The following is a 25,895-nucleotide window of genomic DNA, read 5'->3' as shown; positions in this document are numbered from 1 at the left end:
TTCCCACCCGGATGGATTGGACATCTCGCCACGGAACGTGCAAGGAATTACTAAGCATGTGCGAAGAAATGCCGGGTAGTCGCACCCCCAGCAAGAAAGTGAACGACAGCAAGGAAAGATTGGGTGGAAAGCGTGCCAGCGGATAAGCAGTCTGTGACATCGGTGTTGAGAGGGAGAAGTCCGCGCACCGATCCAGTGGTTTTCGGGGTGACCGCGGCGCTGACGCTCGGCTTCGTCATCTGGGGGGCGGTGGCGACCGACTCGCTCTCCGACGTCTCCAGCGACCTGCTCGCGGACGTCATGCACAACGCCGGGTGGGGCTTCGTCCTCGCCGCCTCGGCGTTCGTCGTCTTCGCGCTGTGGCTGGCCGCCAGCCGGTACGGCCGGATCACGCTGGGCCGGGAGGGCGAGGAACCGGAGTTCCGCACCATCTCCTGGATCGCGATGATGTTCAGCGCCGGCATGGGCATCGGCCTCATGTTCTGGGGGGTGAGCGAGCCGCTCAACCACTACACGACGCCACCGCCGGGCACCGCGCCGGAGGACTCCGGCGAGGCGATGACGACGTCGATGGCCACGACGCTCTTCCACTGGACGCTGCACCCGTGGGCGATGTACGCCGTGGTCGGCATGGCGATCGCCTACAGCGCGTTCCGGCGCGGCCGGCGGCAGACCATCAGCGCGGTCTTCACGCCGCTGATCGGCGAGCGGAACGCGAACGGCACGGCGGGCCGCGTCATCGACATCCTGGCGATCTTCGCCACGCTCTTCGGCTCCGCCGCCTCGCTGGGTCTCGGCGCGCTGCAGATCGGCAGCGGCGTCGAGGAGCTGGACTGGATGAGCGACGTCGGGACGGGGCTGCTGGTGGTCGTCATCGCGGTGCTGACCGCGGCGTTCGTGCTCTCGGCCGTCTCGGGGGTGGCCAAGGGCATCCAGTGGCTGTCCAACATCAACATGGTGCTGGCGGTGGCGCTGGTGGCGTTCGTCTTCGTGGCCGGCCCCACGGTGCTGGCGCTCGACCTGCTGCCGACCTCGGTCGGCGCCTTCCTCGGCGACCTGCCGGAGATGGCCGCGCGTACCGAGGCCAGCGGCGGCGGGGACGTGGCCGGATGGCTGAGCGGCTGGACGGTCTTCTACTGGGCCTGGTGGATCTCCTGGACGCCGTTCGTCGGCATGTTCATCGCCCGCATCAGCCGGGGCAGGACGATCCGCCAGTTCGTCGGGGGCGTGATCCTCGTGCCGAGCACGGTGAGCCTGGTGTGGTTCGCGGTCTTCGGCGGTGCGGCCATGCGGCAGGAGGAGCAGGGCGCGAAACTCATGGAGCACACCACGGAGGGTCAGCTGTTCGCGGTGCTCCGGGACTACCCGATCGCGAGCGTCACCTCGCTGGTGGTGATGATCCTGGTCGGCATCTTCTTCGTCTCCGGCGCCGACGCGGCCTCGATCGTGATGGGCACGCTCTCGCAGCGCGGCACGCTGGAGCCGGACCGGATCGTCGTCGTCTTCTGGGGCGTGCTGACCGGCGGCGTCGCCGCGATCATGCTGCTGGTCGGCGATGGCGAGGACACGGCGCTCACCGGCCTGCGGAACCTGACGATCCTGGCGGCGGTGCCGTTCGCCCTGGTGATGATCGGGATGTGCGCGGCGCTCATGCGGGACCTGCGGCGGGATCCGCTGATCCTGCGGGGCGAGAAGGGGGAGGAGGTCGTGGAGGCCGCGGTGATCAGCGGGCACGAGCGGTTCAACGGCGACTTCGAGATCGCGATCGCTCCGGGCAACGGCAACGGAAACGGCAACGGAAACGGCGAGGGCGACGGCAACGGCGAGGGCAGGGGCGGGACCCCGGCGCCGGTCCCGGGCGACCGGCCCGAGACCCCGGTCTGAGAGGGCCGCCTCGGGGGGCGAGGGCGCGGGGTCCCTCGCCCCCCACCACCCGCGCGGCGGCGCGTCAGCCCGTCGCGCGGTGGACGCCGACGAGGTCGTCGAAGCGGCGCCTGCGGGCGCCCAGGCGGACGGCCTGCCAGACCCCCAGCGCGGCGAGCGCGAGCGCGCCCGTCACCGTGACGAGCCACGCCGGGACGCCGGCCCACGTCATCAGGCGGTCGGTGTAGACCACGGGGATCTCCTCCGCGTCCGTGGCCGCGCGGCGCAGCACGTGGTCGCCGTTGATCCGCTCCGGCTCGGGGAACTCCTGCTCCAGCAGGGTCAGGAAGGTGCCGCCGCCGGCGAGCTCCCGCAGCGGACCCCCGGACAGCTCGTCGGCGTTCAGGCGGGCGGCGTAGCTCACCTCGGGCTCGTCGCCGCCGATCGTGCCGGCCGGCTCCATCCGGTGCGGGGCGAGGACGTACAGCCGCAGCGACTGGTCGACCTCCGCCAGGCGTGACAGCCGCATGGGATAGACCAGTTCCTCGGACTCGAAGCTCAGGTGCAGCGGGTCGAGGGTGCCGCCCAGCACCACATCCTCGCCGGCCTCCTCCGCCTCGGCCGGTGCCAGGCGGACCGCCACGTACTCCCACTCCTGCTCGACGTAGGGCACCAGCGCCCGGGAGAGCCGGCCGGGGAGCTCGAAGCCCTCCTCGTCGAGCCAGCGCTCCAGCGCGTCGGGGTCGGTGGCGGTCAGGCGGGCGACGTCGAAGGGGCCCAGGCGGTCGCGGCTGATGACGTCGACGGGCGGCGCCCCGACCGCGCCGTCCCCGGGCGGGGCCGCGCCGGCCTCGCCGTCGCCGTCGGAGGAGCTCAAGGGCCAGTCGCCCTCGCGCGGCCAGAAGTAGGTGCGCTCGCGCTCCTCGGGGCGGGTGGCGTCGTCGAGCTGGTCGAAGAGCACGTCGTCGCCGAGTCCGACCTCGGCGCGGCTCGGCACCGGCATGATCCAGGCCGCCTCGGCGGCGTCGCCGCCGACGGTCAGGCTCATGACGATGTCCTCGCGCGTGCCGTCCCACCGCACGGCCGAGGTCTCCTGCTCGACGAAGATGTCGTCCCGCCCGTCCACCACCATGCCGCCGCAGCCGCAGGCGTACGCCGGCCAGGCCAACGCGGTCAACTGCGCGAAGAGCAGCGCCAGCACGACGGTCAGGGTCCTGCGCACGCTCATCCACCCCCCTCGGTTGGTCGTTGTCCTCCTCTCCGACGGCGTGGAGGGCCGGCGCGGTTCCGGAGCGGGACGTTTGCCCCGTGCTTCGCCAAGGAACCCGGGATGCGCCATGGCTGAGGAAGCAGAAGCAGACGAAGCCCACCGAGCGGACGAAGGCGACCGGAGCGGCACGGGCGAGGCGGGCGGGCCGCGCCGGGCGCTGGACGTGATGCGCACGGCGAGCGGGGAGTTCACCGAACTCAGCGGCCTGCGGCCGGAGCGGGTGATCCGCTGCGAGCGGGCGGACGGCGGCACCGGCTGGGTGCTGGAGGCCGAGGTCACCGAGCTGACCCGGGTCCCGGACACCATGAGCCTGATCGCCGTCTACGAGCTCGCCGCCGACCGGGACGGACACGTCACCGGGTTCCGGCGGGTCAGCCGTCGGGAGCGCGGCCGGGCCGACGGCCGCTGAGGCCCGCGCCGGCCGGGTGAGGGACCGGGTGAGGACCGGGTGAGGAAGAGCAACCGGAGCACCGGAACACCGGAGAACCGGAGAACCGGAGAGGAAGAGGGAGAAGAGGGATCAGCCATGACCACAGTCGCACCGCCGCAGCCGTCGACCACGACGGGCGGCGGCGCCCGCAGCAGCACTCTCTACGACGTTCTGGAACTGATCCTCGATCGCGGCCTGGTGATCGACGTGTTCGTCCGGGTGTCCCTCGTCGGGATCGAGATCCTGAAGGTGGACGTGCGGGTGGTCGTCGCGAGCGTCGACACGTATCTGCGGTTCGCGGAGGCGTGCAACCGCCTCGACCTGGAGGCCGGGCCGCGGAACGACCCGGGCGTGCCCGAGCTGGCGGGCTCGGCCATCGAGTCGGGTGCGCGCGGCAAGACCAAGGGCGCGCTGTCCGGGGCCGCCGAGACGATCGCGGGCGCCTTCAAGGGCGGCCGGGGCGGCTCGGCGGAGGAGGACGAGAAGGAGCCCGCCCCGCCCGCCCCCGAGTCGCGCAAGCCGGCCCGCCGCACCACCAAGGCCGCCGCTGGCAAGGACTCGGAGTGACGCGGCCATGTCCACCTACGTCTACGGGATCGCGGGCGCCGCGGCCCGCCACCTGCCGGAAGGGCTGGCGGGGATCGGCGACCCGCCCCGCCCCGTGCGCGTGATCAGCGCGCGCGACGGGCACGACACGGCGGCCATCGTCAGCGACTGCCCGTCCGGGCTGCGGCCCAAGCGGCGCGACCTCTTCGCCCACCAGCGGGTGCTGGCGGCCGCCACCGATCTGGGCCCCGTGCTGCCGCTGCGCTTCGGCAGCGTCTCCCCCGACGACACCACCGTCCGCGCCGCGATCGACGCGCACGCCGACCAGTACAGCGAGCAGTTGCGCGCCGTGGCGGGAAGGGCGGAGTACAACGTCAAGGCCGGGCACCGGCAGACCGAGGTGCTGCGGCTGGTCCTGGCCGGCGACCCGGAGATCCGGGCCCTGAACGAGGCGACCCGCACGGGCCCGGCCGGCGCCCACCAGCGGCGGCTGCGGCTCGGCGCGCTGGTCGCCCAGGCCGTGCGGAACCACGAGGCGTCGGACGCCGCCGCGCTGGAAGCGGCGCTCGCGCCGCACGCCGAGCGCGTCCACCGCGGGCCGGGGGCCGCGGCACTGGTGACGAACCTGTCGTTCCTGGTGGAGGACGGCGCTGCGGGCGACTTCCTGGCGGCCGTGGAAGGGCTGCGGGAGGCGCGTCCGCACCTCGACCTCCGGGTCAGCGGGCCGCTGCCGCCCTACAGCTTCGTGTGGACCGCCCCGGGGGAGGCGTGATGGGCCTGCTCGGCGGGCTCCTGCGGCTGCCGCTCGCCCCGGCGCGCGGCGTCGGCTGGGTGCTGCGCCAGGTGGTCGCGGAGGCGGAGCGGCAGTTCTACGACCCGGCGGTGGTGCGGCGGGAGCTGGCCGCGCTGGAGGCGGAGCTGGTCGCCGGCCGGATCGACGAGGCCGAGTTCGACCGCCGGGAGGACGAGCTGCTCGACCGCCTGGCGCACACCCGGCCGCACACCGGGACCTACGACACCGAGGGGATCGCGCCATGACCCACCCGGCCGCCACCCCGGCCCCCGGCACCCCCGGCATGCCGGGGCTCTACGGCCCGCCCGGCGGCGGGGCCACGCTCGCGGACATCCTGGAGCGGGTGCTGGACAAGGGCCTGGTCATCGCGGGAGACATCCGGATCAACCTGCTCGACATCGAGCTGCTGACCATCAAGCTGCGGCTGCTCGTCGCCTCCGTCGACAAGGCCAGGGAGATGGGCATCGACTGGTGGGAGCACGACCCCGCGCTCAGCTCGGGTGCCCGGCGCCCGGAGCTGGCCGAGGAGAACGAGCGGCTGCGCGAGCGCATCGCGGAACTCGAACGGCCAGAGGAGATCACGTGACCCAGACCCACGGACAGCATGGACAACGTGGACAGCGTGGACAGCCGGAGCCGCTGTGGTACGTCTACGCCGTCACCCGCGCCGCCCGGCCGCCGCTGCCGGAGGAGCTGCGCGGGGTGGCGGGCGGGGTGCCGCTGGCCGTGCCGCACGCCGGGCTGGCCGCCGTGGTGAGCCAGGTCCCGGCGCAGAACTTCGCGGCCGGGCCGCTGGCGGCGCACCTGGAGGACCTGGCGTGGCTGGAGCGGACGGCCCGCGCTCACCAGGCCGTGGTGGACGCCCTGCTGCCGGGCGGCTGCGTGCTGCCGCTGCGGCTGGCCACGGTCTGCCAGGACGAGCCGGGGGTGCGCCGGCTGCTGGCGGCGAACCGGGAGCGCTTCGAGTCGGCGATCGGGCGGCTGGACGGGCGCGCCGAGTGGGGCGTCAAGGTCTACGCCGACCTGCCCTCGCCCGCCGCCCCGCCCGCCGAGGCGGCGCCGGGCTCCGGGTCAGGGCCGGTGCCGGGGCCGGGGTCCGGGCCGGGGTCCGGGCCGGGGCCGGGGTCCGGGCGTGACTACCTGCGGCGGCGCCGGCAGGAGCGCCGCGCCGCGGACGCCGCGTGGCGCGAGGCCGAGGACGCCGCGCGCCAGGTGCACGCCACGCTCGTCGGCGCCGCGGAGCGGTTCCGCCTGCGCCCGCCGCGGGACGCCCGGCTGACCGGCGAGCCGGGGCACCCCGTGCTGAACTCCGCGTATCTCGTGCCGAACGAGCGGGGACGGGAGTTCGCGGCGCTGGCCGGGCGGCTGGCGGGCCGGCTCAGCGGGCAGCGGATCAGCGTCACCGGCCCCTGGGCGCCGTACTCGTTCACCACGCCCGAGGAGGACCCGCCGTGACCGAGCCGCTGCCCGCGGGCGTGCTCGCGCCGCGCCAGGCCGGCGTGGTGGACCTGCTGGACCGGCTGCTGGCGGGCGGCGTGGTCCTCGCCGGCCAGCTGACGCTGCGGATCGCCGACGTCGACCTCGTCCGCATCGACCTGCGGGCGCTGATCACCGCCTGCGAAGCGTGCGAAGGGCCGCGCCGGGATGGCTGAGCCGGACCGGGACGCCGTCGAGCACGACCTGATGCGGCTGGTGCTGACCGTGGTCGAGCTGCTGCGCCAGCTGATGGAACGCCAGGCGCTGCGCCGGGTGGACCTGGGCGACCTGACGCCGGAGCAGGAGGAGCGGATCGGGCTGACGCTGATGCTGCTGGCGGAGCGGATGGACGAGCTGTGCGACCGGTACGGGGTCGCGCCGCACGAGCTCAACCTCGACCTCGGGCCCCTGGGCCCGCTGCTGCCGCCGCGCCCCCACAGCCCTCACCGCCCTCGCAGCCCTCGCAGCCCTCACCGCCCTCGCAGCCCTCGCAGCCCTCACAGCGCGGCCGACGCCGAACGCCCCGCCACGCGGCCGGAGAAGATGCAGCCGCCGAGGAAGGTGCCCTCCAGGGAGCGGTAGCCGTGCATGCCGCCCCCGCCGAAGCCCGCGGCCTCGCCCGCGGCGTAGACGCCGGGCAGCGGCTCGCCGCCCTCGGTCAGCACCCGCCCGGAAAGGTCGGTCTCCAGGCCGCCGAGCGACTTGCGGGTGAGGATGCCGAGCCGCACCGCGATCAGGGGACCCGCGGCAGGGTCGAGGATGCGGTGCGGCGCGGCCACGCGCGTGAGCCGGTCGCCGATGTACGCGCGGGCGCCGCGGATGGCGGTGATCTGGAGGTCCTTGGCGAAGGGGTTGCCGACCCCCCGGTCGCGCGCCTCGATCTCGCGCCGCAGCTCGCCGGCGTCGATCAGCTCCTCGCCGGCGAGCTCGTTCATGCCGCGCGCCAGGCCGGCCGGGTCGCGCTCGACGACGAAGTCGGGGCCGTGGTCGAGGAACGCCTGGACCGGGACCGGCGGCCCGGAGCGGGCGCGGCCGGCCAGGAGCCGGCGGACGCTGCGGCCGGTCATGTCGGGGTTCTGCTCCGAGCCGGAGAGCGCGAACTCCTTCGCCACGATGCGGCGGTTGAGCACGAACCAGGTGTGGTCGTGCCCGGTGCGGGCGATGTGCTCCAGGGTGGCGAGGGTGTCGAAGCCCGGGAAGAGCGGCACGGGCAGGCGGCGGCCGGTGGCGTCGAGCCAGAGGGACGAGGGGCCGGGCAGGATGCGGATGCCGTGGCCGGACCAGATGGGGTCCCAGTTGGCGACGCCCTCGGTGTAGTGCCACATCCGGTCGCGGTTGATCAGGCGGGCCCCGGCGCGTTCGGCGACGCCGAGCATCAGGCCGTCGACGTGGGCGGGGACGCCGGTGAGCAGGCGTTCCGGCGGCGTGCCGAGGCGTTCGGGCCAGTGGGCGCGGATGAGGTCGTGGTTGCCGCCGATGCCGCCGGAGGTGATGATCACGGCCTGGGCGCGCAGCTCGAACGCGCCGGTGACCTGGCGGTTGCTGGCGGTGCCGCGCCGGGCGGCGGAGGGGGCCAGCAGCTCGCCCGTGACGGTGTCGACGGCGCCCGCGCTGGCGGACAGGCCGGTGACGCGGTGGCGGAAGCGCAGCTCGACGCGGCCGCGGGCGGCGGCCTGCCGCACCCGGCGTTCGAAGGGCTCGACGACGCCGGGCCCGGTGCCCCAGGTGACGTGGAAGCGGGGGACGGAGTTGCCGTGGCCCCTCGCGCCGTGGCCGCCGCGCTCGGCCCAGCCGACGACGGGGAAGAAGCCGATGCCGAGGGAGCGCAGCCAGGCGCGTTTCTCGCCCGCGGCGAAGTCCACGTACGCCTCGGCCCAGCGGCGCGGCCAGTGGTCCTCGGGTCGGTCGAAGCCTGCGGTGCCGAGCCAGTCCTGCCACGCGAGGTCGCGGCTGTCGCGCACCCGCAGGCGGCGCTGCTCGGGGGAGCCGACGAGGAAGAGGCCGCCGAGCGACCAGTGGGCCTGGCCGCCGAGGGACGCCGCAGGCTCCTGGTCGAGCAGGATGACCCGCCGCCCGGCCGCGGCGAGTTCGGCGGTGGCGACGAGGCCGGCGAGCCCGGCCCCGATGACGATCACGTCGGCGTCGTAGGCCATGGTCGCAACGCCCTCCCGTCCGCTGGGTGCCGGTGGCGTCGATCCTCTGCCCCGGTGATCGCGGCGTCAACACGACCGTCCGCAGAGTGTTCAACGATCCTGCGATCCTCATGTTGTCTCCTTCGGGTTTCTGGGGTTGACTGCCCAGCGCAGCAGGCGAGGAGAGAAGGAGAGAGGCAGCCGTGGGGAGCAGCGAGGAAGCGCTGGCGGGCGACCGGGCGCTGCTGGGGCGCACCAGCACCGCCGACCGGGTCGCGGACATCCTGCGCGCCCGCATCGCGCAGGGGTACTTCCCGCCCGGCACCCGGCTGTCGGAGGACAGCATCGGCGGCGCGCTCGGCGTCTCGCGCAACACCCTGCGGGAGGCGTTCCGGCTGCTCACCCACGAGCGGCTGCTCGTCCACGAGCTCAACCGCGGCGTCTTCGTGCGCGTCGTGAGCGTCGGGGATCTGACCGACATCTACCGCGTGCGCCGGCTCGTGGAGTGCGCGGTGCTGCGGGGCCTGGGCGAGCCGCCCTACCCCCTCGACGCCATGGCCGAGGCGGTCGCGGCGGGCGAGAAGGCCCAGCGCGAGGAGAACTGGCGGGAGCTGTCCACCGCCAACATCCGCTTCCACCAGGAGCTGGTCGCGCTGGCGGGCAGCCCGCGCACCGACGAGCTGATGCGGGGCGTGCTGGCGGAGCTGCGCCTGGTCTTCCACGTCATGGACGACCCCCGCCGGTTCTACGAGCCCTACCTGTCGCGCAACGCCCGGATCCTGCGGGCCCTCGCCGAGGGCGACGCGCGCGGCGCGGAGGAGCTGCTCGCCTCCTATCTGGAGGACTCCCTCGGGCAGCTGTCGGCGGCGTACGCCCGGCAGATGGGCTGATCTGCCGCGTCCGCCCGGGGGGCTTAGGCTCGATGACATGATGCGTCAGGCGTGGGGAGCGATACGGCTGTGGTTCTCGCCGCAGCGCGTGCGGGCGGAGGGAGCGACGCCCGACTACCGCTTCTCGCTCGCCAACGAGCGCACCTTCCTGGCGTGGCTGCGCACCGCGCTGGCGCTGGTGGCCGGCGGCATCGCCGTGGACCAGTTCCTCACCGACCTGCGCTGGGGCATCCGTACCACGATCGCGCTGCTGCTGCTGGTCGCCGGCGCGCTGTGCGCGATCCGCGCGGTGAACCACTGGGCGATGTCGGAGCGGGCGATGCGGCGCGGGGAGGATCTCCCGCAGAGTCGTTTCCCCGCCGTGCTCGCGGTGTTCACGGTGGTCGCCTCGGTGATAGTGATCGTCGCCGTGCTCCTGGGTCAGGCCGGTGACTGAGCCCGGCGAAGCGGGGCACGGCATGGACGCCGCGCGCGGGGTGGAGGAGACGCACGACCGGGGGGCACAGCCGGAACGCACGCGGCTGGCGTGGCGGCGTACGACGCTGACGTTCGCGCTGGTGGTGGTGCTGGCGGTGCGCGAGCTGGTGGTGACGCCGAACGACCGGGCGGGGGTGGCGTTCATCGCGGTCGCGCTGGACGCCCTGGCGTGGGTGGGCTTCCTGGTGCTGGCCCACCGGCGCATCCGCGCGCTCACGAGCGGGAGCCGGCCGCCCGCCGCGGGCGAGGCCACGATGCTGTGGGCGGCCGGCCTGATCGTGCTGGCCTCGGCGCTGGGGATGGTGCTGCTCGCCGCCGAGGCGTGACGTTTCTTCGGTTCTCGGTCTTCGGTTCTCTGGCTTCGGTCCTCCGGTCCCCCGGCGCTATCCGGGAGTCACGGCGCGGACCCGGTCCGGGCCGGGCGGGGAGGCGTCCGCGGCGCAACCAGGCGGGACGGGGGGACGCTCCGCCGGAGCGGCGGGATGCGGCGGGCGGACGGCTGCATACAGCTCCGGATCGTTCATGAGGCCACCATCGGCAGGCGGGCCGGCAGCGGCGCCCCAGGTACGACCACCTGCCGCGAAAGCAACCCGATAGTGTGATCAAGATGCAGGTCGGCCCGTCGTCGGCCCAAGCCGTGCCTCCGTGCGCCCTGCCGCCTCTTCCTCCCCGTGTGAGAGGAAGAAGACGAAGCCCGCCGCCGGGAGATGGGGCCCGTTGAGGGCCCACCGCCTGCCCGTCTCCTGCCCGGCCATCCGAAGCGACGACGCGGCGCTCCGCGGGGCCAAGGAGATGTGATGACACAGGGGCGCGCACCCAATCAGCAGCTGCGGACGCTGCTCGAGGAGGCCGGCTGGACGCAGGGAGCGCTGGCCCGGGCCGTGAACGCGCTGGGCGCCGAGATCGGCGCCGACCTGTGCTACGACCGCACCGCCGTCGCCCACTGGCTCGTCGGCACCCGGCCGCGCCACCCCGTGCCGCAGCTCACCGCCGAGGCGCTGACCCGGCGGCTCGGCAGGCGGATCACGCCGGAGGAGGCGGGATTCCCGCCGGGGCCCGGGGAGCAGGCGCCGCCCGACCCGGTGACCGGCTTCGTCTCGCTGTGCCGCGCCGACGCGGACGCCGGGCGGCGTTCGGGGCTGCGGCAGCGCCCCTACCGGGTGGCGGACGCGGTGGCGCCACGCCCGCCGCTCGGGCCCGAGCCGCCGCGTCCGCTCGGCTCGCGCACCGCCGAGACCACCGCGCTGCACGACGCGGTCGCCTTCTTCGCCGCCTCCATCGACACCCACGGCGGGCGGCACGCGCGCAGCGCGCTCGCGGCGTACCTCGCCGACGACGTGACGCCGCTGCTGACGGCCAGCCGGCCCGCCCGGCAGCGGCGGGAGGTGCTCGTGGCCGCCTCGCGGCTGGCGTTCCTCCAGGCCCGGATGTACGAGGACGGCCAGCGGCACGGGGTGGCCCAGCGCTACTACACCTTCGCGCACTGGCTGGCGGCCGAGTCGGGCGACCGCACCTCCTGGAGCGTGGTGCTGCGGGCGATGAGCGCCCAGGCGCAGCGGCTCGGCCACCTGTCGGCCGCGCTCCAGCTCGCCGAGGCCGCTGCGGGCGGCGCGCACGCCGCGCCCTCGGCCCACCAGTCGTACGTGCAGGCCCAGCTGGCGGTGGTCCTGGGGGCCAGCGGCGACCGGCGCGGGGCGCTGGCCGCGCTGCTGCGGGCGGAACGGGCGGCGGACCGCGCGAGCAGCGGCCCGACGCCCTTCGACCGCTACCCCCGGGCCGCGCTGCTCTTCCAGACCTCGGCCGTGCTGGAGGGGCTCGGCGACCTCGCCGGGGCGCTGACGGCGCTGCGGCGGGCGACGGCCGAGCGGGCCGCCACGGACGTGCGGGGGCACGCCCTCACCCAGGCCAGGGCGGGCCAGCTGCTGCTGCGCACCGGCCGCCTGGACGAGGCGTGCGCGGCGTGGGAGAGCTTCCTGGCGGCGCGGGAGCGGCTGCGCTCCGGGGAGGCGGAGCGGGCGCTCAAGCTGATGCGGCAGGCGCTGCGGCCGCACCGCAACCGGTGGCGGGCCGCGGAGCTGCTCGCCCGCACGGCGCAGGAACGTTGACGCGGCGGGCCGCCGATTCCTACGGTCGAGAAAAGGAATCGACCGGCGGGAGGCGTGCGATGGAGCACACCGAGAAGGCGGGCGCGGAGCGGTACGCGCCGGGATTCGGCAACCAGCACAGCAGCGAGGCGGTGCCCGGCGCGCTGCCCATCGGGCGCAACTCGCCGCAGCGCGCGCCGCTGGGGCTCTACGCCGAGCAGCTGAGCGGCACCGCCTTCACCGAGCCGCGGGCCGCCAACCGCCGCTCCTGGCTGTACCGCGTCCGGCCCTCGGCCGCCCACCCGCCGTTCCGCCGGATCTCGGGCGGCTCGCTGCGTTCGGCCCCCTTCGACGAGACCGTGCCCGAGCCGAACCGGCTGCGCTGGGACCCGCTGCCCGGGCCCGAGCCGGGCACGGACTTCGTCGCCGGGCTGTGGACGCTGGGCGGCAACGGCGACGCCCGGCGGCGGACGGGCCTGGCGATCCACCTCTACCGCTGCGACGCGCCCATGACCGACCGGGTGTTCGGGGACGCCGACGGCGAGCTGCTGATCGTGCCGCAGCGCGGCACGCTGCTGCTGCGCACCGAGTTCGGGCCGCTGCGCGCGGGCCCCGGCCAGGTGGCGTTGATCCCGCGCGGCGTGCGCTTCGCCGCCGAGCCGGCCGAGCCGGCGGACGGCCCGGCCGCGGGCTACGTGTGCGAGAACTACGGCACCCCCCTCACCCTGCCCGAGCTGGGCCCGATCGGCGCCAACGGCCTGGCCAACCCCCGGGACTTCCTGGCGCCCGAGGCCGCCTTCGAGGAGGACTGCGACCGGCCCGTCGAGCTGGTGAGCAAGTTCTGCGGCACCCTGTGGGCGGCCGCCCTGGACCACTCGCCGCTCGACGTGGTCGCCTGGCACGGCAACCACGTGCCGTACCTGTACGACCTGCGCCGCTTCAACGCGCTCGGCTCGATCAGCTTCGACCACCCCGACCCGTCGATCTTCACCGTGCTCACCTCCCCCGGCGCGCTGGACTTCGCGGTCTTCGCGCCGCGCTGGCTGGTGGGCGAGGACACCTTCCGGCCGCCGTACTTCCACCGCAACGTGATGAGCGAGTACATGGGGCTGATCGAGGGCGCCTACGACGCCAAGGCGTCCGGCTTCCTGCCCGGCGGCGGCTCGCTGCACAACATGATGTCCGCGCACGGGCCGGACGCGGAGACCTTCCGGAGGGCCAGCGAGGCGGAGCTCGCGCCGCAGCGCGTCGACGACGGGCTGGCGTTCATGGTCGAGACCCGGTGGCCGGTGATCCCCACCGCGCAGGCGCTGGCCACCCCGGCCCTCCAGCGCGACTACGACGCGGTGTGGCAGGGTCTTGGGCGGAACTTCCCCGCGTGAGGCCGCACCTCCCGGACCCCCGGCCCCGGGCCCCCGGGAGCCTCCGCCCCGTCCCCGCCTCCCACGCCGCCGATGCCGAAAGCGACCCGTCAGTGAGCCGCTCCGTGAGCCGCGTTTCCGTCTTTACCCCCGACCCACTCGAAGTGAACCGCAAGCTGCCGCTGTGGTACCAGGTCTCGCAGTCGCTGCGGGCCTCCATACTCGGCCGCTCCCGCGCCGAGCCGCTGCGGCTGCCGACCGAGGAGCAGCTGGCCGGGCACTACGGGGTGAGCGTGCTGACGATGCGCCAGGCCCTGAAGGAGCTGGAGACCGAAGGGCTGATCAGCCGGCACCGGCGGCGGGGCACCTTCATCGAGCCGCGGGCGGCGACGGGCGCGCCGGTGCGGCTGCTGGGCTCGATCGACGCCATCGTGGCGCAGCAGTCGGGCGAGACCACGACGCTGCTCGACCACGGCCCGGTGCCGGTGCCCGCCGAGCTCGCCGACCACTTCCCGGGGCTGGGCGAGGTGGTGCGCTACCGGCGGCTGCGGCGGGACCGCGCGAGCGGCGAGCCGGCCAACTGGGCGGAGAACCTGGTCCACCCGGAGGTGGCCGACCGGATCGATCCGGCGGCGCTGGAGCGCTGGCCGATGACGAGGGTGCTGCGGGACGTGGCCGGCGTGCGGGTGGGACGCATCACCAACACGGTGCAGGCCCGGCTCGCCGACCCTCCGACGGCGCGGCTTCTGGAGGTGCCGCTGCTCAGCCCGATCCTGCACATCACGGGCGTGGAGTACGACGAGTGGGAGCGGGCCGTGGACGTGGCGCGCATCCACTACCGGGGCGACCGGTTCTCCTTCGCGGTGACCGTGGACTCCTCCCCCGGCGACGGCACGGACAGCGAGGGCACGGACGAGCACGCCGCCGGTTCTGGGTGAGGCGGCCTCCGGCGGTGGGATGCCGGGCCCCCGGGCCCGCGCGGCCTCACCAGACCGTCTCTTCCCGGTCTTCGCGGGCCCGCGAAGATCCGGAGGAGACGGCCTGGGCCGGCGTGGGTCCGGGGGTCAGCTGCGTCCGCCGAAGAGCGAGCGGCGCAGCCGGCGCAGCGGCGCCAGCAGCTGCACGCGCGCGCCGCGGTTGTTCCGGGAACGCTTCGCGTCCCGCGTCGTCAGCTCCCGCATGAGCGAGGTCGCCTCCTCGGCCTCGCCATGCGGCACGGCGGGACCGGAGAGCACACTCAGATGGCGCTCCAGACGCGCGCCGCTGGCGTTGCTCCCGCAGTCGATGGCCGGAACGCGCGGCCTGCTGCGCGCTGTTATCTGCTTCATGACTCTCCCACCCGTACGAGGGCACCCAGTCCGGGCAGGGTAACCCTAACGCCACACGAGCACCCGTGGGTATCCCGGCCCCATGATTCACCTTTCCCGGCAGGGGGGTTGACGAACACCTCACCGCCCCGTTCACCCGGGGAATCCCGGTGCGCCAGGGGAGTGCGTGCCGGATCATGGACGGCGTGCGCCGCGGGCGCCGGGGCGGCCATCCACCCACAAGGAGGAATCGCGCATACCGCGCACACCCGCGAGAGGGCGTTGTCGGCCGGTTACCGCCCGCTTCCCGCCAAGGTGGGATGTACGCGTTTACATCAGGCTTCCAGCCCCTTCACCTGGGACTCTTCAGCCAGACTGATCGCCCGCAGCCCCAATCTGGCGCAAACGCAAGATCTTTTCATGTAAACGATTGCACTCACCGCGCCGCAGCAGTACGTTCGCCCCGGACTACCGTCAACGGAACGTTGATCGGAGGGGCATGGCCGCCAGCATCATCGATGTCGCCCGCCTGGCGGGGGTTTCGACCGCCACCGTCTCACGCGCCCTGCGCGGACTGCCCAACGTCTCCGAGGCGACGCGCGAGCGCGTGCTGCGGGCCGCCGAGGAGCTGTCGTACGCCGTCTCTCCGCACGCGGCCAGCCTCGCCTCCGGCCGCACCGGCACCGTCGGCGTGGTGCTGCCCTTCGTCAACCGCTGGTTCTACAGCCGTGTGCTGGCCGGCATCGACTCGGTGTTACGGGCCAACGACCTCGACCTGCTGCTGTACAACCTCGGCGACGCCCGCGTCCACGAGCGGTTCTTCGAGCGCATGCCGCTGCGCCGCCGCGTGGACGCCGTGATCGTGCTCAACCTGCCGCTGTCGAAGAAGGAGGCCGAGACGCTGGTGTCGATGGAGGTGCCGATCGCCGTGCTGGGCACCCGCATCCCCGGCTGCTGGCACGTCTCCATCGACAACGCCGAGGGCGCCAGCACCGCCGTGCGGCACCTGATCAACCTCGGTCACCGGCGTATCGGCATGATCACCGGCGCCCTGAACGACCCCCGCGGCTTCACCACTCCGATCGTCCGCCAGCACGCCTACCGCTCGGTGCTGGCGCAGGCGGGCATCGCCTACGACCCGGAGCTGGAGGCCGCCGGCGGCTTCGACATCGACGAGGGCGCCTCGGCGATGGCGAAGCTGCTGAGCCTCCCCGACCCGCCGACCGCGGTCTTCGCCGAGTCCGACCAGATGGCGTTCGGCGCGCTGCGGACGCTGAACCGCATGGGCCTTTCGGCCCCCGACGATGTCTCGGTCATCGGGTTTGACGACCACGAGACGGCCGAGCTGCTCGATCTCACGACCATTTCTCAACCCGTGATGTACCAGGGGGAGTTGCTCGCCCGCCAGATCCTCGACGCACTGTCGGGGGCGAGCGAGGAGCCGACCCGGGTGGTGCTGCCCACGCGCCTGAGGGTCCGCGGCACCACCGGCACGGCCCGGGTGACCAGGCCCCGGGGGAAGCCAGGCCCCGAACCCCTGTGACGACCCGCGGGCACCGGCGCGCCGAGCCGCCGGGCCCGGACCGAGCCAATCCTCAAAAAACGCACTCGCGCGCGGCCAGCCGCACTCGACCGCGCCGTCACGTCTCGCAGGGTCAACTCTCAAGAGGAGTGGAAGACACGTGCCCCGCACCCACACCCGCACCGACGACAACCCGCACACACCCTGGTGGCGCACCGCCGTCATCTACCAGGTCTACATCCGCAGTTTCGCCGACGGCAACGGCGACGGCGTCGGCGACATCGCCGGCCTGCGGGCCCGCCTCCCCTACCTGAAGGAGCTGGGCATCGACGCCGTCTGGATCAACCCGTGGTATCCCTCGCCCATGGCCGACGGCGGCTACGACGTCGCCGACTACCGCGGCATCGATCCGGGCTTCGGCACGCTGCCGGAGGCCGAGGAGATGATCGCGGAGGCGCACGCGCTGGGCCTGCGCGTCATCCTCGACATCGTCCCCAACCACACCTCCAGCCAGCACCCGTGGTTCGCCGAGGCGCTCGCCGCGCCGCCCGGCTCCCCCGAGCGCGAACGCTTCGTCTTCCGCGACGGCAAGGGCCCGGGCGGGATGCTGCCGCCCAACGACTGGCGCAGCCGCTTCGGCGGCCGTGCCTGGACCCGCACCACGGGGCCCGACGGCAAGCCAGGGCAGTGGTACCTGCACCTGTTCGCGCCCGAGCAGCCGGACCTGAACTGGGGCAGCCGGGAGGTGCGGGCGGAGTTCGAGTCGATCCTGCGCTTCTGGTTCGACCGGGGGGTGGACGGCTTCCGCATCGACGTCGCCCACGGCCTGGCCAAGGACCCGGCGCTGCCGGACCTCGGCATCCCCGACGACCTGCTGTTCGACGACGAGCGGCACCGCGAGAACCACCCGCACTGGGACCAGGACGCGGTGCACGAGATCTACCAGACCTGGCGGAAGATAGCCGACTCCTACGCCGGCGACCGGGTCTTCGTCGCCGAGGCGCACGTCCGCCCCGACCGGCTGCCGCACTACCTGCGGCCCGACGAGCTGCACACGGCGTTCAACTTCGCCTTCCTGAAGTCGGCCTGGGAGCCGGCGGCGCTGCGCGAGGTGATCGACGGCAGCGTCTCCGCGCTCGGCTCGGTCGGCGCGCCCACCACCTGGGTGCTGTCCAACCACGACGTGCCCCGGCACGTCACCCGCTACGGCCGCCGCGACACCGGCACGGGAGAGCACGACGTCGACGCCGGCCCGTGTGACGTCGAGCTCGGCACCCGCAGGGCGCGGGCGGCGACGCTGCTGATGCTCGCGCTGCCGGGCAGCGCCTACCTCTACCAGGGCGAGGAGCTGGGCCTGTGGGAGGTCGAGGACATCCCGCAGGAGCTGCTGCGGGACCCGACCTGGGAGCGGTCCAACCACGGCGTCCGGGGCCGGGACGGCTGCCGGGTGCCGATCCCGTGGTCGGGCGTGGAGACCCCCTTCGGCTTCGGGCCGCGCGGCAGCAAGCCGTGGCTGCCGCAGCCGCCGGAGTGGCGGCACCTGACGGCGCAGCACCAGTCGGGAACGCCGGGCTCGACGCTGGAGCTGTACCGCTCGGCGCTGCGGCTGCGGCGGGAGCAGCCGGGGTTCGCGGGCGAGACGATGCGGTGGCTGGACGCGGGCGTCGAGGGGGTGCTGGCGTTCGAGCGGGGGCCGGAGCTGCGCTGCGCGGTGAACCTCTCCGGCAAGCCGTTCACGCTGCCGAGGAACTGGGGCGTGCTGCTGGCCAGCGACCGGCTCGACGGCGGCAAGCTGCCGCCCGACACCACGGTGTGGCTGTGGGGCGGCGGCGCGCGGGCCTGAGGTCAGCCCGTCACGGATAGGCGGCGCGCAGCGCGTCCTCCACGGCCGCCAGGGCCGCGCCACGGTCCAGGCCGAGCCGGTGCACGCGCTGGGCGTACGCCTGGGCCGCCGCCGCTGCCTCGCGTGCGGCGGCGTCCCCGGCCGCGGCGACGAAGGTGCCGTTGCGGCCGCGGGTCTCCACCACGCCGTCGGCCTCGAGCACGCGGTACGCCTTGGCCACGGTGTTCGGGGCCAGCCCCAGCTCGCCGGCGAGCGCGCGCACGGTCGGCAGCCGGTGGCCGACGGGCAGCGTCCCGGCCCGGGCCTGCCCGGCGATCTGGGCGCGCAGCTGCTCGTAGGGCGCGACCGGCGAGCGGGGATCGATGGTGACCTTCACGGGTCGATTCTGCCGGAGGAGCGGGCGGGACGGGCCGAGGACCGCGTCACCGCCCGCGTCACCGCGTCCCACGTGCCTCGCTGTCGGCGTCACTGCCCGCGGAGGCGGTCGCCGACGGCGGTGAGCGCGTCGGCGAGCACGGCGAGCTGTTCCCGGCTCAGCACGTCGATCAGCGCCTCCCGCACCCGCGCCACGTGGCCGGGCGCCGCCTCCACCAGCGCCGCGCGGCCCTCCTCGGTGAGGTGGGCGGTCACCCCCCGCACGTCAGTGGGGCAGGCACCGCGGGTGACCAGGCCGCGCTTCTCGAGCTGGCCGACCTGGTAGGTCAGGCCGCTCTTGGAGGTGATGAGGGACTCGGCCAGCTCGGTCATCCGCAGGCCGTCCGGGCCGGCGGCCGAGAGGTAGACGAGGATCTCGTACTGCGTGTGGGAGAGCCCGGCATCGTCGCGCAGCTGCCGCTCCACCGCGCGCATGACGCGGTGGGTGGACTCCAGGAACGCGACCCACGCCGTCATTTCCTGCTCGTCCAGCCATCGGGGTGCCGTGGTCGCTGTCGTTGCCGTGGTTGCCGTCGTCGTGGTCGCCGCCATTGTCGCCATGTCTTCATGGTACGGTTTCGTTCAAATTCGAACGACTGCAAGGCGCCCCCACCCCACAGGAGCAATCACCTCATGTCGTCGCTCACCTCCCTCTCCCCCGTCGCCACCACCCGCGCCACCGCGACCGCCGGCGCCGCCCGCGGCCACGACGCCGGCCTGCTGCTGCTCCGGCTCGCCGTGGGCCTGACGATCGCCGTCCACGGCAGCCAGAAGCTGTTCGGCTGGTTCGACGGCTTCGGCCTGACCGGCACCGGCATGGGCTTCGAGGCGATGGGCTACCCGTCGGGCAGGACCATGGCCCTGATCGCCGGGCTGTCGGAGTTCGCGGGCGGCCTCGGCCTGGCGCTGGGCCTGTTCACCCCGCTGGCCGCGGCCGCCGTGGTGGGCACCATGCTCAACGCGGTCGTCGCCGTGCACTGGGAGGCCGGGTTCTTCGCCCCCGACGGCTTCGAGTTCCCCATGCTGCTCGGCCTCGTCGCCGCCGCCCTGGCGCTGACCGGCCCCGGGCGTTACGCCGCCGACCCGCACCTGCCCGTGCCCGCGCTGCGCGCGCACCGGCTGGAGTACGGCCTGGCCGCCCTGGCGCTCGCCGTGGCCACGGCGAGCGCCGTGCTGCTGATGAGGAACTGACGTGAACCGCATGCCCGTGCTGTACCTGAGCCACGGGGCACCGCCGCTGGCCGACGACGCCCTGTGGACCTCCCAGCTCGCCGGCTGGTCCGCCGGGCTGCCGCGGCCGACGGCCATCCTGATCGTCTCCGCGCACTGGGAGTCCGCCCCCGTCACGCTGGGGGCGACCCGCACCGTGCCGCTGGTGTACGACTTCTGGGGCTTCCCGGAGCGCTACTACCGGGTGCGCTACCCCGCCCCCGGCGCCCCCGGGCTGGCCGCGCGCGTGCGCGCCCGGCTCGGCGGCCCGGGCACGCCGGTGCACGACGCGCCGGAGCGCGGGCTCGACCACGGGGCGTACGTGCCGCTGGCCGAGATGTACCCCGAGGCCGACATCCCCGTGCTCCAGCTCTCCATGCCCACCCTGGAGCCGGAGCGGCTGCTGGCGCTCGGGCGGCGGCTGGCCCCGCTGCGCGAGGAGGGCGTGCTGATCGTCGGCAGCGGTTTCTTCACCCACAACCTGTCCGAGTTGACCTGGGGCACGGGGCCCGATGAGGCGCCCGGCTGGTCGAAGGAGTTCGACGCCTGGGGCCGGGAGGCCCTGGAGCGGGCGGACGTGGACGCCCTGCTCGACTTCGAGCACGCCTCCCCGGCGGGCCGCCGCGCCCACCCGCGCACCGAGCACTTCGCGCCGCTGTTCGTGGCGCTCGGCGCGGGCGAGTCGGAGCTGACCGGGAGCCCGCGCAGCGTGATCGACGGCTTCTGGGCCGGCCTGGCCAAGCGCTCCGTCCAGCTCGGCTAGGGGGCCTGGTTCAGGCAGGTGGTCGGCTCGGCGTTGGCCGGGTCGAGGGCGTTGGCGACCTCGTGCCAGGCCACCGGGTCGGCCAGGCCGATGGTGGCGTGCTCGGAGACGTCCAGCGGGCACAGGTCCTGGACGAGGACGTTCTTCACCCCGGGCTCGTGGATGAACTGGCTCTCGTACGGGGTGACGATCTCGTCGTACCGGGTGGCGATCACGGTGTAGTCCACCCCGGGCACGGTGTACCCGCCGGCGTTCAGCTCGGTGAGGAAGTCCGAGCCCACCACCTGCTGGGTCAGCGCCGGGGCGCTGCCGTCGATCGCCTCCCGAAGGCCGGGGATGCTGTCGAGCAGGGCGGCGAGGCCCGACAGGGTGGTGCCGTTGGTGCTGGGCGCGATGGCGACCAGGGCGTTCACCTTCCCGGCGCCGGTGGGGTCGTGCTTCAGGTAGTAGCGCGGCATCATGCCGCCCTGCGAGTGGCCGACGAGGTCGACCTCGCCGGCGCCGGTCGTCGCCAGCACCTCGTCGACGAACGCCGCGAGCTCGCCGGCGGAGTCCTCGATGGGGCCGAGGCCGGCGAGGAGGGGCACGCCGGGCAGCTCCCCGAAGTCATCGGAGTAGACGCACCACCCGCGGTCCGCCAGGTAGGGGGCGAGGCCGAGCCAGTTGTCCCACCCGTTGGCGCCGGTGCCGTGGACGAGGACGACGGGGCGCGGGTGGGCGGGCGCGGGGACGCAGCCCGCGTCGTTCCAGCCGCCGTGCTCCGCGGCCCCGTTGGCCGTGGCGGTGGGTACCAGCGTCAGCGCCAGCGCGAACGCGGCGCCGAGGCAGAGTCGTTGTGTGCGCATGGCGTGGTCTCCTCGCTGAGCTCACTCGGGCTCACCCGGACGGTGTGATCCGGACCACGATTACCGATGAGTCACGTTACCGACGAGTTCACGCCGCGTCCAGATGCGCGGCCGCGGGTCCTGCCGCCCCGCGGCCGAAGCGGCGGCGGGCGCGGTCGGCCGCCGCCTCGGCGCGGCGGCGGCGCTCGTCCGCCGGGTCGAGGGAGAGCTGGTGCGGGGCGTCGCCCGCGTCGGTGAGGTCCTCGGCGCGCAGCGCGAGGCCGCGGACGCGGGCGCGCTGCAGGCCGAGCGCGGCGTGCAGGGCGTAGGCCGTGTCCACCAACGCCGGGGTGTGGGCGGTCGGTTCGGCCAGGGCGCGGGTGCGGGTGGTGGCGGTGTGGTCGGCGTAGCGGACGGTGAGGGTGAGGGCGCGGGCGACCTGGCCCTCGCAGCGCAGCCGGAAGCCGAGCTTGTCGGCGAGGGTGAGCAGGGCGCGGCGGCGGGCGTCGGGGTCCAGCTCGTCGTGGCCGAAGCGGAGTTCGGCGCCGGCCGAGCGGGGCGGGGCGGCGGGGGTGACAGGGGTGGGGTCGATGCCGTGGGCGAGGGCGTGGACCCGGCGGGCCTGGGTGGCGCCGAGGATGCGCTGGAGGGTGGCGGGCGGCGTGGCCGCGATCTTGCCGACGGTGTCGAGGCCGTAGGCGCGCAGGGCGCCGGCGGTGGCGGGGCCCACACCGTGCAGGGCGGCGGGCGGCTTGGGGGCCAGGAAGCCGGCGATGGCGGCCTGGGAGCCGGGGACGGCGAACACCCCGGGACGGGCGCCGCCGTGCTGGGCGGCGGCCATGCGGGCGAGCAGCGGGTTGACGGCGACGCCGATGGCGCAGTCGGTGCCGTGCAGGGCCAGCGCCCTGACCCTCACCAGGCGGGCCAGCCGCACGGCGTCGAGGCCGAAGTAGCGCGCCGCGCCCCTCACGTCGGCGAAGGCGGCGTCGGGCGGCACGGCCTGGACGACGGGGGTGATGCCGTCGAGCAGCCGCAGCAGCGCGGCGTACCGCTCCTCGGCCCGCTTCTCGCCGAGGCCGAGGAAGCGCACGTACAGCACCTGGCGGCCGTTCATCCCGCGCTCCCGGGGCTGGAGTGCCACAACTTGGCGGACTTGGCGGACTTGGGGGATTCCCCGGCGGGCCTGAGGTCGGCCCAGGGGTGGAGGGTGTAGCCGGTGGACAGCTCGATGTGGCGCTTGGTCGATTCGTCGACATGTTGGTCGCGTTGGCCGCCAGCTTCGCCAGCTCCCCCGGCTTCGCCGGCTCCGCCCTCGGCGAGCGCCGCTGCGACCGCGTCGAGGCCGCCCGTCTCGCGCAGGGCGGCGAGCTCGGCGAGGTCCCAGGCGGCCTGCCCGACCACGCTGAGCGCGCGCGGGCCGCGCCGCTGCACCGTGCCGCGCACCAGCAGCAGCCAGGAGTGGAAGACGGTGTGGGCGCAGGCGGCGTGGGAGTCGTCGAAGAAGGCGAGGTCGACCAGGCCGGTGGTGTCGTCGAGGGTGGCGAAGATGACGCGGCGGCCGGACCGGATCGGCGGGGTCTGGGTGGCCACCTTGGCCCCGGCGACCAGGACCGTCTCGCCGCTGCCGGCCTCGCGCAGCCGCCGGGCGGGGGTGACGCCCAGCTCGCCGAGGAAGGCGCGGTGGTCGGCCATCAGGTGGCGGGAGGCGTCCAGGCCGAGCACGCCGAGCTCGGCGCCGAGGCGTTCGTCCGCGTCCAGGTCCGGCAGCCCGGCGGGCGGCACCCGGTCGGCGTACGGGCCCGTCTCGCCCCCGTCCTCGCCCTCGCCCTCGCCGAGGGGGAGCTGACGGCCCCTCGCGCTCCTCCCGCCGCCGTGCCGCTGCCGGTGCAGCTCGGCGATGTGCAGCAGCAGGTCCCGGCGGTTGGCGCCGAAGGCGTCCAGCGCCCCGACGCGGGCGAGTCGTTCGGCGACCGGGAGGGAGGGCGCGGCCCGGCCGAGCAGCTCGGACAGGGAGGCGTACGGCCGCCCGGCGGCGATGCGTTCCGCCTCGGCCTGGGAGATGCCCCGCACCTCGCTGAGCGCCAACCGCACGCCCCAGCGACCGGATTCAGACTCCAGTTCGATTCGATAGGCGGCGTCGGAGTGGTTCACGTCCAGCGGCAGGATCGGTACGCCGCGCCGCCGGGCGTCGGCCAGCAGCAGCCGCTTGGGGTACATGCCGGGGTCGTGGGTGAGCAGCCCGGCGTAGAAGGCGGCCGGGTGGTGGGCCTTGAGCCAGGCCGACTGGTAGGTGGGCACGGCGAAGGCGACGGCGTGCGCCTTGCAGAAGCCGTAGGAGCCGAACGCCTCGACGATCTCCCAGGTGCGGGCGATGACCTCGGTGGCGTAACCCCGCCGGGCGGTCTCCTCGGCGAACCAGGCGTGCACCCGCCCGACCCGCTCGCGGTCCGACAGCGCGCGCCGGGCCTCGTCGGCCCTCGCCCGGTCGCAGCCGGTCATGACGGCGAGGATCCGGATGATCTGCTCGTGGAAGACGACCACGCCGTGGGTCTCGCGCAGCACCGGCTCCAGGTCGGGGTGGGGGTAGCGCGGCGGCCTCCTGCCGTGCCGGGCCTCGATGAACGGCCGCACCATGTCGGCGGCGACCGGCCCGGGGCGGAAGAGCGATATGTCGACGACGAGGTCGTGGAAGGTGCTCGGCTGGAGCCGGGAGATGAGGTCGCGCTGCCCGGGCGACTCGATCTGGAAGCAGCCGAGCGTCTCGGCGGAGCGGATGAGTCGATAGGTCGCCTCGTCCGTGGGGCGCGCGGACGCGGCGTCCACGTCGGGGCGTTCGCCCGTGGCCCGCTCGGTCTCGGCGAGGGCGTGCGCCATCGCGGACTGCATCCGCACCCCCAGCACGTCGAGCTTGAGCAGCCCGAGGTCCTCCACGTCGTCCTTGTCGAACTGTGACATGGCGAAGCCCTCGCCGCTGGTGGGCACCACGGGCGTGCGCCGCCGCAGCGAGGCGTCGGAGAGCAGCACCCCGCACGGGTGCATGGCGACGCCGCGCGGCAGCGCGTCCAGCGCCTCCACCAGCCGCCACAGCCCGGGCGCCTTCGCCTCCACGGCGTGGGCGTCGATGCCCGCCAGCTCGGGCAGCTCCTCCAGCGCCGCGCGGGCGTCGCGCGCCCGGATGTGCGGGAACGCCTTGGCCAGCCGGCCGGTCTCCTCCGGGTCCATGCCGAGCGCGAGGCCGACGTCGCGGATGGCGTGCCGCACCCGGTAGGTCTCGGGCATCGCCACGGTCGCCACCCGCTCCTCGCCGAAGCGCTCGAAGATGGCCCGGTACGCCTCCAGGCGGCGGGCCGACTCCACGTCGACGTCGATGTCGGGCAGCACGGCACGGCGCGGCGAGAGGAAGCGCTCCATCAGCAGGCCGTGCTCGACCGGGTCGGCGTGGGCGATGCCGAGGAGGTGGTTGACGAAGGACCCGGCTCCGGAGCCGCGGGCGGTGACCCGGATGCCCAGCGCCCGGATGTCGGCCACCACCTGGGCGACGGTGAGGAAGTAGGAGGCGTAGCCGAGGCGTTCGATGATCCGCAGCTCCTCCTCCAGGCGCCGCCAGCGGGCCTCGTCCCGCTCGTGGCGGCGGGCGATCATGCCGGCCGCGCAGCGGGAGCGCAGCACGCGCTCGGCGGTGCGGGACCGGGCGCCGACCAGGTGCGGCTCGGGGAAGTGGACGCTGCCGATGCCCAGGTCGTCCTCCGGATCGACCCGGCAGGCGTGGGCGGTCTCCTCGGTCAGCTCCAGCAGGCGGTGGGCGGCGGAACGGCCGTAGCCCGCCGCCTCGGCGACGCGCCGGGCGGCGCGGGTCATCGCGTCGGGGTCCTTCAGCCAGCGTTCGCCGGAGTCCAGCCCCTGGCGCGGGTCGATGGGGGTCAGGCGGCGGGCGGCGTCCAGCACGTCGGCGACCGGGCCCTGGCCGGCGTCGGCGTAGCGCACGGCGTTGGTCAGCACGGGGGAAACGCCCTGCTCGGCGGCGAGGCCGAGGGTGCGTGCGGCGGTGCGGGTGGGGGCGCTGGCGCTGACCTCCAGGCGCAGGGCGTCGCCGAAGACCTCGCGCCAGGGGGCGAGCAGCCGGGCGGCGCGGTCGGGCCGGCCGGCGGTCAGGGCCCGGCCGGGCTCGGAGTCGGGGCCGAGCAGCACGATCAGCCCGTCCCCGTGGGTCTCGTGCCACGGCAGCAGGGGGTGGTCGTCGCGGCTGCCGGAGGCGGCGGCGCCGTGGGGGTGGGCGTGGGCGGCGGTGACCAGCCGGCACAGCTCCGCCCAGCCGGCCGCGCCGTCCCGGGCGAGGAAGACCACCCGTGGTGCCGATTCATCGACAAAGGCACCGCCCCGGACCGGCGTCCTGCGCCGGCGGGTGGCACGCCCGCCCCCGCCGCTCTCCTCCGGCGGCGTCGCGGCGGCCAGCTCGACCCCGTACACCGGGCGCACCCCGGCCTGCGCGCAGGCCCGGCTGAAGCGGACGGCCCCGGCGAGGGTGTCCCGGTCGGTCAGCGCGAGCGCGCTCATGCCGCGCTCGGCCGCCCGCTCGGCGAGCACCTCGGGATGCGAGGCGCCGTACCGCGCGGAGAATCCGGACGCCACGTGCAGATGCACGAAGCCGGACAGCGCGCCAGCCACACGCACCTCCCGTCACATCCGGCCCC

General features: G+C 74.6%; 26 protein-coding genes and 1 pseudogene. 19 read left to right on the top strand and 8 right to left on the bottom strand.

The window, feature by feature from the left end:
- Positions 1–195 precede the first annotated feature (195 nt).
- Entirely contained in the window at positions 196–1,884 is a 1,689-nt protein-coding gene (locus ACTWQH_RS08090; RefSeq protein WP_443285672.1) for a BCCT family transporter, read from the top strand.
- A 64-nt stretch (positions 1,885–1,948) separates the two neighbouring features.
- Here ACTWQH_RS08090 and ACTWQH_RS08085 read toward each other — a convergent pair whose 3' ends face one another.
- A complete protein-coding gene (locus tag ACTWQH_RS08085) occupies positions 1,949–3,091 on the bottom strand; it encodes a DUF2330 domain-containing protein (protein ID WP_443285671.1) in 1,143 nt (380 codons plus the stop codon).
- Positions 3,092–3,200: 109 nt separating this feature from the next.
- Between ACTWQH_RS08085 and gvpO the strand changes: the two genes are divergently transcribed.
- The 8 genes and pseudogenes from gvpO to ACTWQH_RS08045 form a co-directional block, all read left to right on the top strand.
- Complete coding sequence (gvpO, locus tag ACTWQH_RS08080; protein ID WP_443285670.1) at positions 3,201–3,542, top strand: gas vesicle protein GvpO; 342 nt, start codon at positions 3,201–3,203, stop codon at positions 3,540–3,542.
- 117 nt (positions 3,543–3,659) lie between these two features.
- Positions 3,660–4,130 carry a gas vesicle protein GvpJ gene (gene gvpJ / locus ACTWQH_RS08075; protein ID WP_443285669.1) on the top strand — a complete coding sequence of 157 codons (471 nt, stop codon included), beginning with the start codon at positions 3,660–3,662 and terminating at the stop codon, positions 4,128–4,130.
- Positions 4,131–4,137: 7 nt separating this feature from the next.
- Complete coding sequence (locus tag ACTWQH_RS08070; protein ID WP_443285668.1) at positions 4,138–4,881, top strand: GvpL/GvpF family gas vesicle protein; 744 nt, start codon at positions 4,138–4,140, stop codon at positions 4,879–4,881.
- Entirely contained in the window at positions 4,881–5,147 is a 267-nt protein-coding gene (locus ACTWQH_RS08065; RefSeq protein WP_443285667.1) for a gas vesicle protein GvpG, read from the top strand. Before ACTWQH_RS08070 ends, ACTWQH_RS08065 begins: the two co-directional genes overlap by 1 nt.
- Entirely contained in the window at positions 5,144–5,488 is a 345-nt protein-coding gene (locus ACTWQH_RS08060) for a gas vesicle protein (RefSeq protein WP_443285666.1), read from the top strand. The genes ACTWQH_RS08065 and ACTWQH_RS08060 overlap by 4 nt, the downstream gene beginning before the upstream one ends.
- The gene (locus ACTWQH_RS08055; protein WP_443285665.1) at positions 5,485–6,357 is read left to right on the top strand and encodes a GvpL/GvpF family gas vesicle protein; all 873 of its coding nucleotides are present in this window, start codon (positions 5,485–5,487) and stop codon (positions 6,355–6,357) included. Before ACTWQH_RS08060 ends, ACTWQH_RS08055 begins: the two co-directional genes overlap by 4 nt.
- Positions 6,354–6,554, top strand: coding sequence for a gas vesicle protein (locus ACTWQH_RS08050; RefSeq protein ID WP_443285664.1), 201 nt, complete (start codon positions 6,354–6,356; stop codon positions 6,552–6,554). Before ACTWQH_RS08055 ends, ACTWQH_RS08050 begins: the two co-directional genes overlap by 4 nt.
- Positions 6,547–6,804 (top strand): annotated as a pseudogene (locus ACTWQH_RS08045) (gas vesicle protein K); the annotation flags it as partial. The gene ACTWQH_RS08050 and the pseudogene ACTWQH_RS08045, both read left to right, overlap by 8 nt.
- 71 nt (positions 6,805–6,875) lie before the next feature.
- Here ACTWQH_RS08045 and ACTWQH_RS08040 read toward each other — a convergent pair.
- Positions 6,876–8,531 carry an FAD-binding dehydrogenase gene (locus tag ACTWQH_RS08040; protein WP_443285663.1) on the bottom strand — a complete coding sequence of 552 codons (1,656 nt, stop codon included), beginning with the start codon at positions 8,529–8,531 and terminating at the stop codon, positions 6,876–6,878.
- Positions 8,532–8,713: 182 nt separating this feature from the next.
- On the opposite strand from ACTWQH_RS08040, the gene ACTWQH_RS08035 reads away from it, so the two are divergent.
- From ACTWQH_RS08035 to ACTWQH_RS08010, 6 genes are all read left to right on the top strand, one after another.
- Complete coding sequence (locus ACTWQH_RS08035) at positions 8,714–9,400, top strand: GntR family transcriptional regulator (protein WP_443285662.1); 687 nt, start codon at positions 8,714–8,716, stop codon at positions 9,398–9,400.
- A 40-nt stretch (positions 9,401–9,440) separates the two neighbouring features.
- A complete protein-coding gene (locus tag ACTWQH_RS08030; protein WP_443285726.1) occupies positions 9,441–9,836 on the top strand; it encodes a YidH family protein in 396 nt (131 codons plus the stop codon).
- Positions 9,829–10,203 (top strand): DUF202 domain-containing protein, encoded by a 375-nt coding sequence (locus tag ACTWQH_RS08025; protein ID WP_443285661.1) that lies wholly within the window; start codon positions 9,829–9,831, stop codon positions 10,201–10,203. Before ACTWQH_RS08030 ends, ACTWQH_RS08025 begins: the two co-directional genes overlap by 8 nt.
- Before the next feature lie 471 nt (positions 10,204–10,674).
- Positions 10,675–11,982, top strand: coding sequence for a hypothetical protein (locus ACTWQH_RS08020; protein WP_443285660.1), 1,308 nt, complete (start codon positions 10,675–10,677; stop codon positions 11,980–11,982).
- Between the two features lie 59 nt (positions 11,983–12,041).
- The gene (hmgA, locus tag ACTWQH_RS08015) at positions 12,042–13,343 is read left to right on the top strand and encodes a homogentisate 1,2-dioxygenase (RefSeq protein WP_443285659.1); all 1,302 of its coding nucleotides are present in this window, start codon (positions 12,042–12,044) and stop codon (positions 13,341–13,343) included.
- Between the two features lie 143 nt (positions 13,344–13,486).
- A complete protein-coding gene (locus ACTWQH_RS08010; RefSeq protein WP_443285658.1) occupies positions 13,487–14,260 on the top strand; it encodes a GntR family transcriptional regulator in 774 nt (257 codons plus the stop codon).
- A gap of 126 nt (positions 14,261–14,386) precedes the next feature.
- On the opposite strand, the gene ACTWQH_RS08005 is transcribed toward ACTWQH_RS08010, so the two are convergent.
- Positions 14,387–14,650, bottom strand: a complete 264-nt coding sequence (locus ACTWQH_RS08005; RefSeq protein ID WP_443285657.1) for a hypothetical protein — start codon at positions 14,648–14,650, stop codon at positions 14,387–14,389.
- Between the two features lie 478 nt (positions 14,651–15,128).
- Between ACTWQH_RS08005 and ACTWQH_RS08000 the strand changes: the two genes are divergently transcribed.
- Together ACTWQH_RS08000 and ACTWQH_RS07995 are read left to right on the top strand one after the other, a co-directional pair.
- The gene (locus tag ACTWQH_RS08000) at positions 15,129–16,172 is read left to right on the top strand and encodes a LacI family DNA-binding transcriptional regulator (protein WP_443285656.1); all 1,044 of its coding nucleotides are present in this window, start codon (positions 15,129–15,131) and stop codon (positions 16,170–16,172) included.
- 139 nt (positions 16,173–16,311) lie between these two features.
- Entirely contained in the window at positions 16,312–17,994 is a 1,683-nt protein-coding gene (locus ACTWQH_RS07995; RefSeq protein ID WP_443285655.1) for a glycoside hydrolase family 13 protein, read from the top strand.
- Between the two features lie 10 nt (positions 17,995–18,004).
- Here ACTWQH_RS07995 and ACTWQH_RS07990 read toward each other — a convergent pair whose 3' ends face one another.
- Entirely contained in the window at positions 18,005–18,370 is a 366-nt protein-coding gene (locus tag ACTWQH_RS07990; RefSeq protein ID WP_443285654.1) for a GntR family transcriptional regulator, read from the bottom strand.
- A gap of 89 nt (positions 18,371–18,459) precedes the next feature.
- A complete protein-coding gene (locus ACTWQH_RS07985; RefSeq protein WP_443285725.1) occupies positions 18,460–18,960 on the bottom strand; it encodes a MarR family winged helix-turn-helix transcriptional regulator in 501 nt (166 codons plus the stop codon).
- 81 nt (positions 18,961–19,041) lie between these two features.
- Here ACTWQH_RS07985 and ACTWQH_RS07980 point away from each other — a divergent pair, with 81 nt between their 5' ends.
- Positions 19,042–19,599 (top strand): DoxX family protein, encoded by a 558-nt coding sequence (locus ACTWQH_RS07980; protein WP_443285653.1) that lies wholly within the window; start codon positions 19,042–19,044, stop codon positions 19,597–19,599.
- Between the two features lie 10 nt (positions 19,600–19,609).
- Complete coding sequence (locus ACTWQH_RS07975) at positions 19,610–20,380, top strand: dioxygenase family protein (protein ID WP_443285724.1); 771 nt, start codon at positions 19,610–19,612, stop codon at positions 20,378–20,380.
- Here the strand turns inward: ACTWQH_RS07975 and ACTWQH_RS07970 are convergent.
- The 3 genes from ACTWQH_RS07970 to ACTWQH_RS07960 form a co-directional block, all read right to left on the bottom strand.
- Complete coding sequence (locus ACTWQH_RS07970) at positions 20,377–21,225, bottom strand: esterase/lipase family protein (protein ID WP_443285652.1); 849 nt, start codon at positions 21,223–21,225, stop codon at positions 20,377–20,379. The two genes, ACTWQH_RS07975 and ACTWQH_RS07970, sit on opposite strands and share 4 nt — an antisense overlap.
- Positions 21,226–21,313: 88 nt before the next feature.
- A complete protein-coding gene (locus ACTWQH_RS07965; protein ID WP_443285651.1) occupies positions 21,314–22,318 on the bottom strand; it encodes a DNA polymerase Y family protein in 1,005 nt (334 codons plus the stop codon).
- Positions 22,315–25,857: a DNA polymerase III subunit alpha gene (locus ACTWQH_RS07960; RefSeq protein WP_443285723.1), complete on the bottom strand. Its 3,543-nt coding sequence runs from the start codon at positions 25,855–25,857 to the stop codon at positions 22,315–22,317. The genes ACTWQH_RS07965 and ACTWQH_RS07960 overlap by 4 nt, the downstream gene beginning before the upstream one ends.
- Between the last annotated feature and the right edge of the window lie 38 nt (positions 25,858–25,895).

Origin of the sequence: Streptomyces sp. 6N223 (assembly GCF_052246635.1) — a bacterium.
Taxonomy (GTDB): domain Bacteria; phylum Actinomycetota; class Actinomycetes; order Streptomycetales; family Streptomycetaceae; genus Streptomyces.
Note: the sequence above shows the minus strand (reverse complement) of the source record. Positions and strands in the feature narration are given on the sequence as shown.

Coding starts and splice junctions, on each gene's coding strand:
- ACTWQH_RS08085 (WP_443285671.1), bottom strand. CDS start 3,091: ATGAGCGTGCGCAGGACCCTGACCGTCGTGCTGGCGCTGCTCTTCGCG.
- gvpO (WP_443285670.1), top strand. CDS start 3,201: ATGGCTGAGGAAGCAGAAGCAGACGAAGCCCACCGAGCGGACGAAGGC.
- gvpJ (WP_443285669.1), top strand. CDS start 3,660: ATGACCACAGTCGCACCGCCGCAGCCGTCGACCACGACGGGCGGCGGC.
- ACTWQH_RS08070 (WP_443285668.1), top strand. CDS start 4,138: ATGTCCACCTACGTCTACGGGATCGCGGGCGCCGCGGCCCGCCACCTG.
- ACTWQH_RS08065 (WP_443285667.1), top strand. CDS start 4,881: ATGGGCCTGCTCGGCGGGCTCCTGCGGCTGCCGCTCGCCCCGGCGCGC.
- ACTWQH_RS08060 (WP_443285666.1), top strand. CDS start 5,144: ATGACCCACCCGGCCGCCACCCCGGCCCCCGGCACCCCCGGCATGCCG.
- ACTWQH_RS08040 (WP_443285663.1), bottom strand. CDS start 8,531: ATGGCCTACGACGCCGACGTGATCGTCATCGGGGCCGGGCTCGCCGGC.
- ACTWQH_RS08030 (WP_443285726.1), top strand. CDS start 9,441: ATGCGTCAGGCGTGGGGAGCGATACGGCTGTGGTTCTCGCCGCAGCGC.
- ACTWQH_RS08020 (WP_443285660.1), top strand. CDS start 10,675: ATGACACAGGGGCGCGCACCCAATCAGCAGCTGCGGACGCTGCTCGAG.
- hmgA (WP_443285659.1), top strand. CDS start 12,042: ATGGAGCACACCGAGAAGGCGGGCGCGGAGCGGTACGCGCCGGGATTC.
- ACTWQH_RS08005 (WP_443285657.1), bottom strand. CDS start 14,650: ATGAAGCAGATAACAGCGCGCAGCAGGCCGCGCGTTCCGGCCATCGAC.
- ACTWQH_RS08000 (WP_443285656.1), top strand. CDS start 15,129: ATGGCCGCCAGCATCATCGATGTCGCCCGCCTGGCGGGGGTTTCGACC.
- ACTWQH_RS07985 (WP_443285725.1), bottom strand. CDS start 18,960: ATGGCGGCGACCACGACGACGGCAACCACGGCAACGACAGCGACCACG.
- ACTWQH_RS07980 (WP_443285653.1), top strand. CDS start 19,042: ATGTCGTCGCTCACCTCCCTCTCCCCCGTCGCCACCACCCGCGCCACC.
- ACTWQH_RS07975 (WP_443285724.1), top strand. CDS start 19,610: ATGCCCGTGCTGTACCTGAGCCACGGGGCACCGCCGCTGGCCGACGAC.
- ACTWQH_RS07970 (WP_443285652.1), bottom strand. CDS start 21,225: ATGCGCACACAACGACTCTGCCTCGGCGCCGCGTTCGCGCTGGCGCTG.
- ACTWQH_RS07965 (WP_443285651.1), bottom strand. CDS start 22,318: ATGAACGGCCGCCAGGTGCTGTACGTGCGCTTCCTCGGCCTCGGCGAG.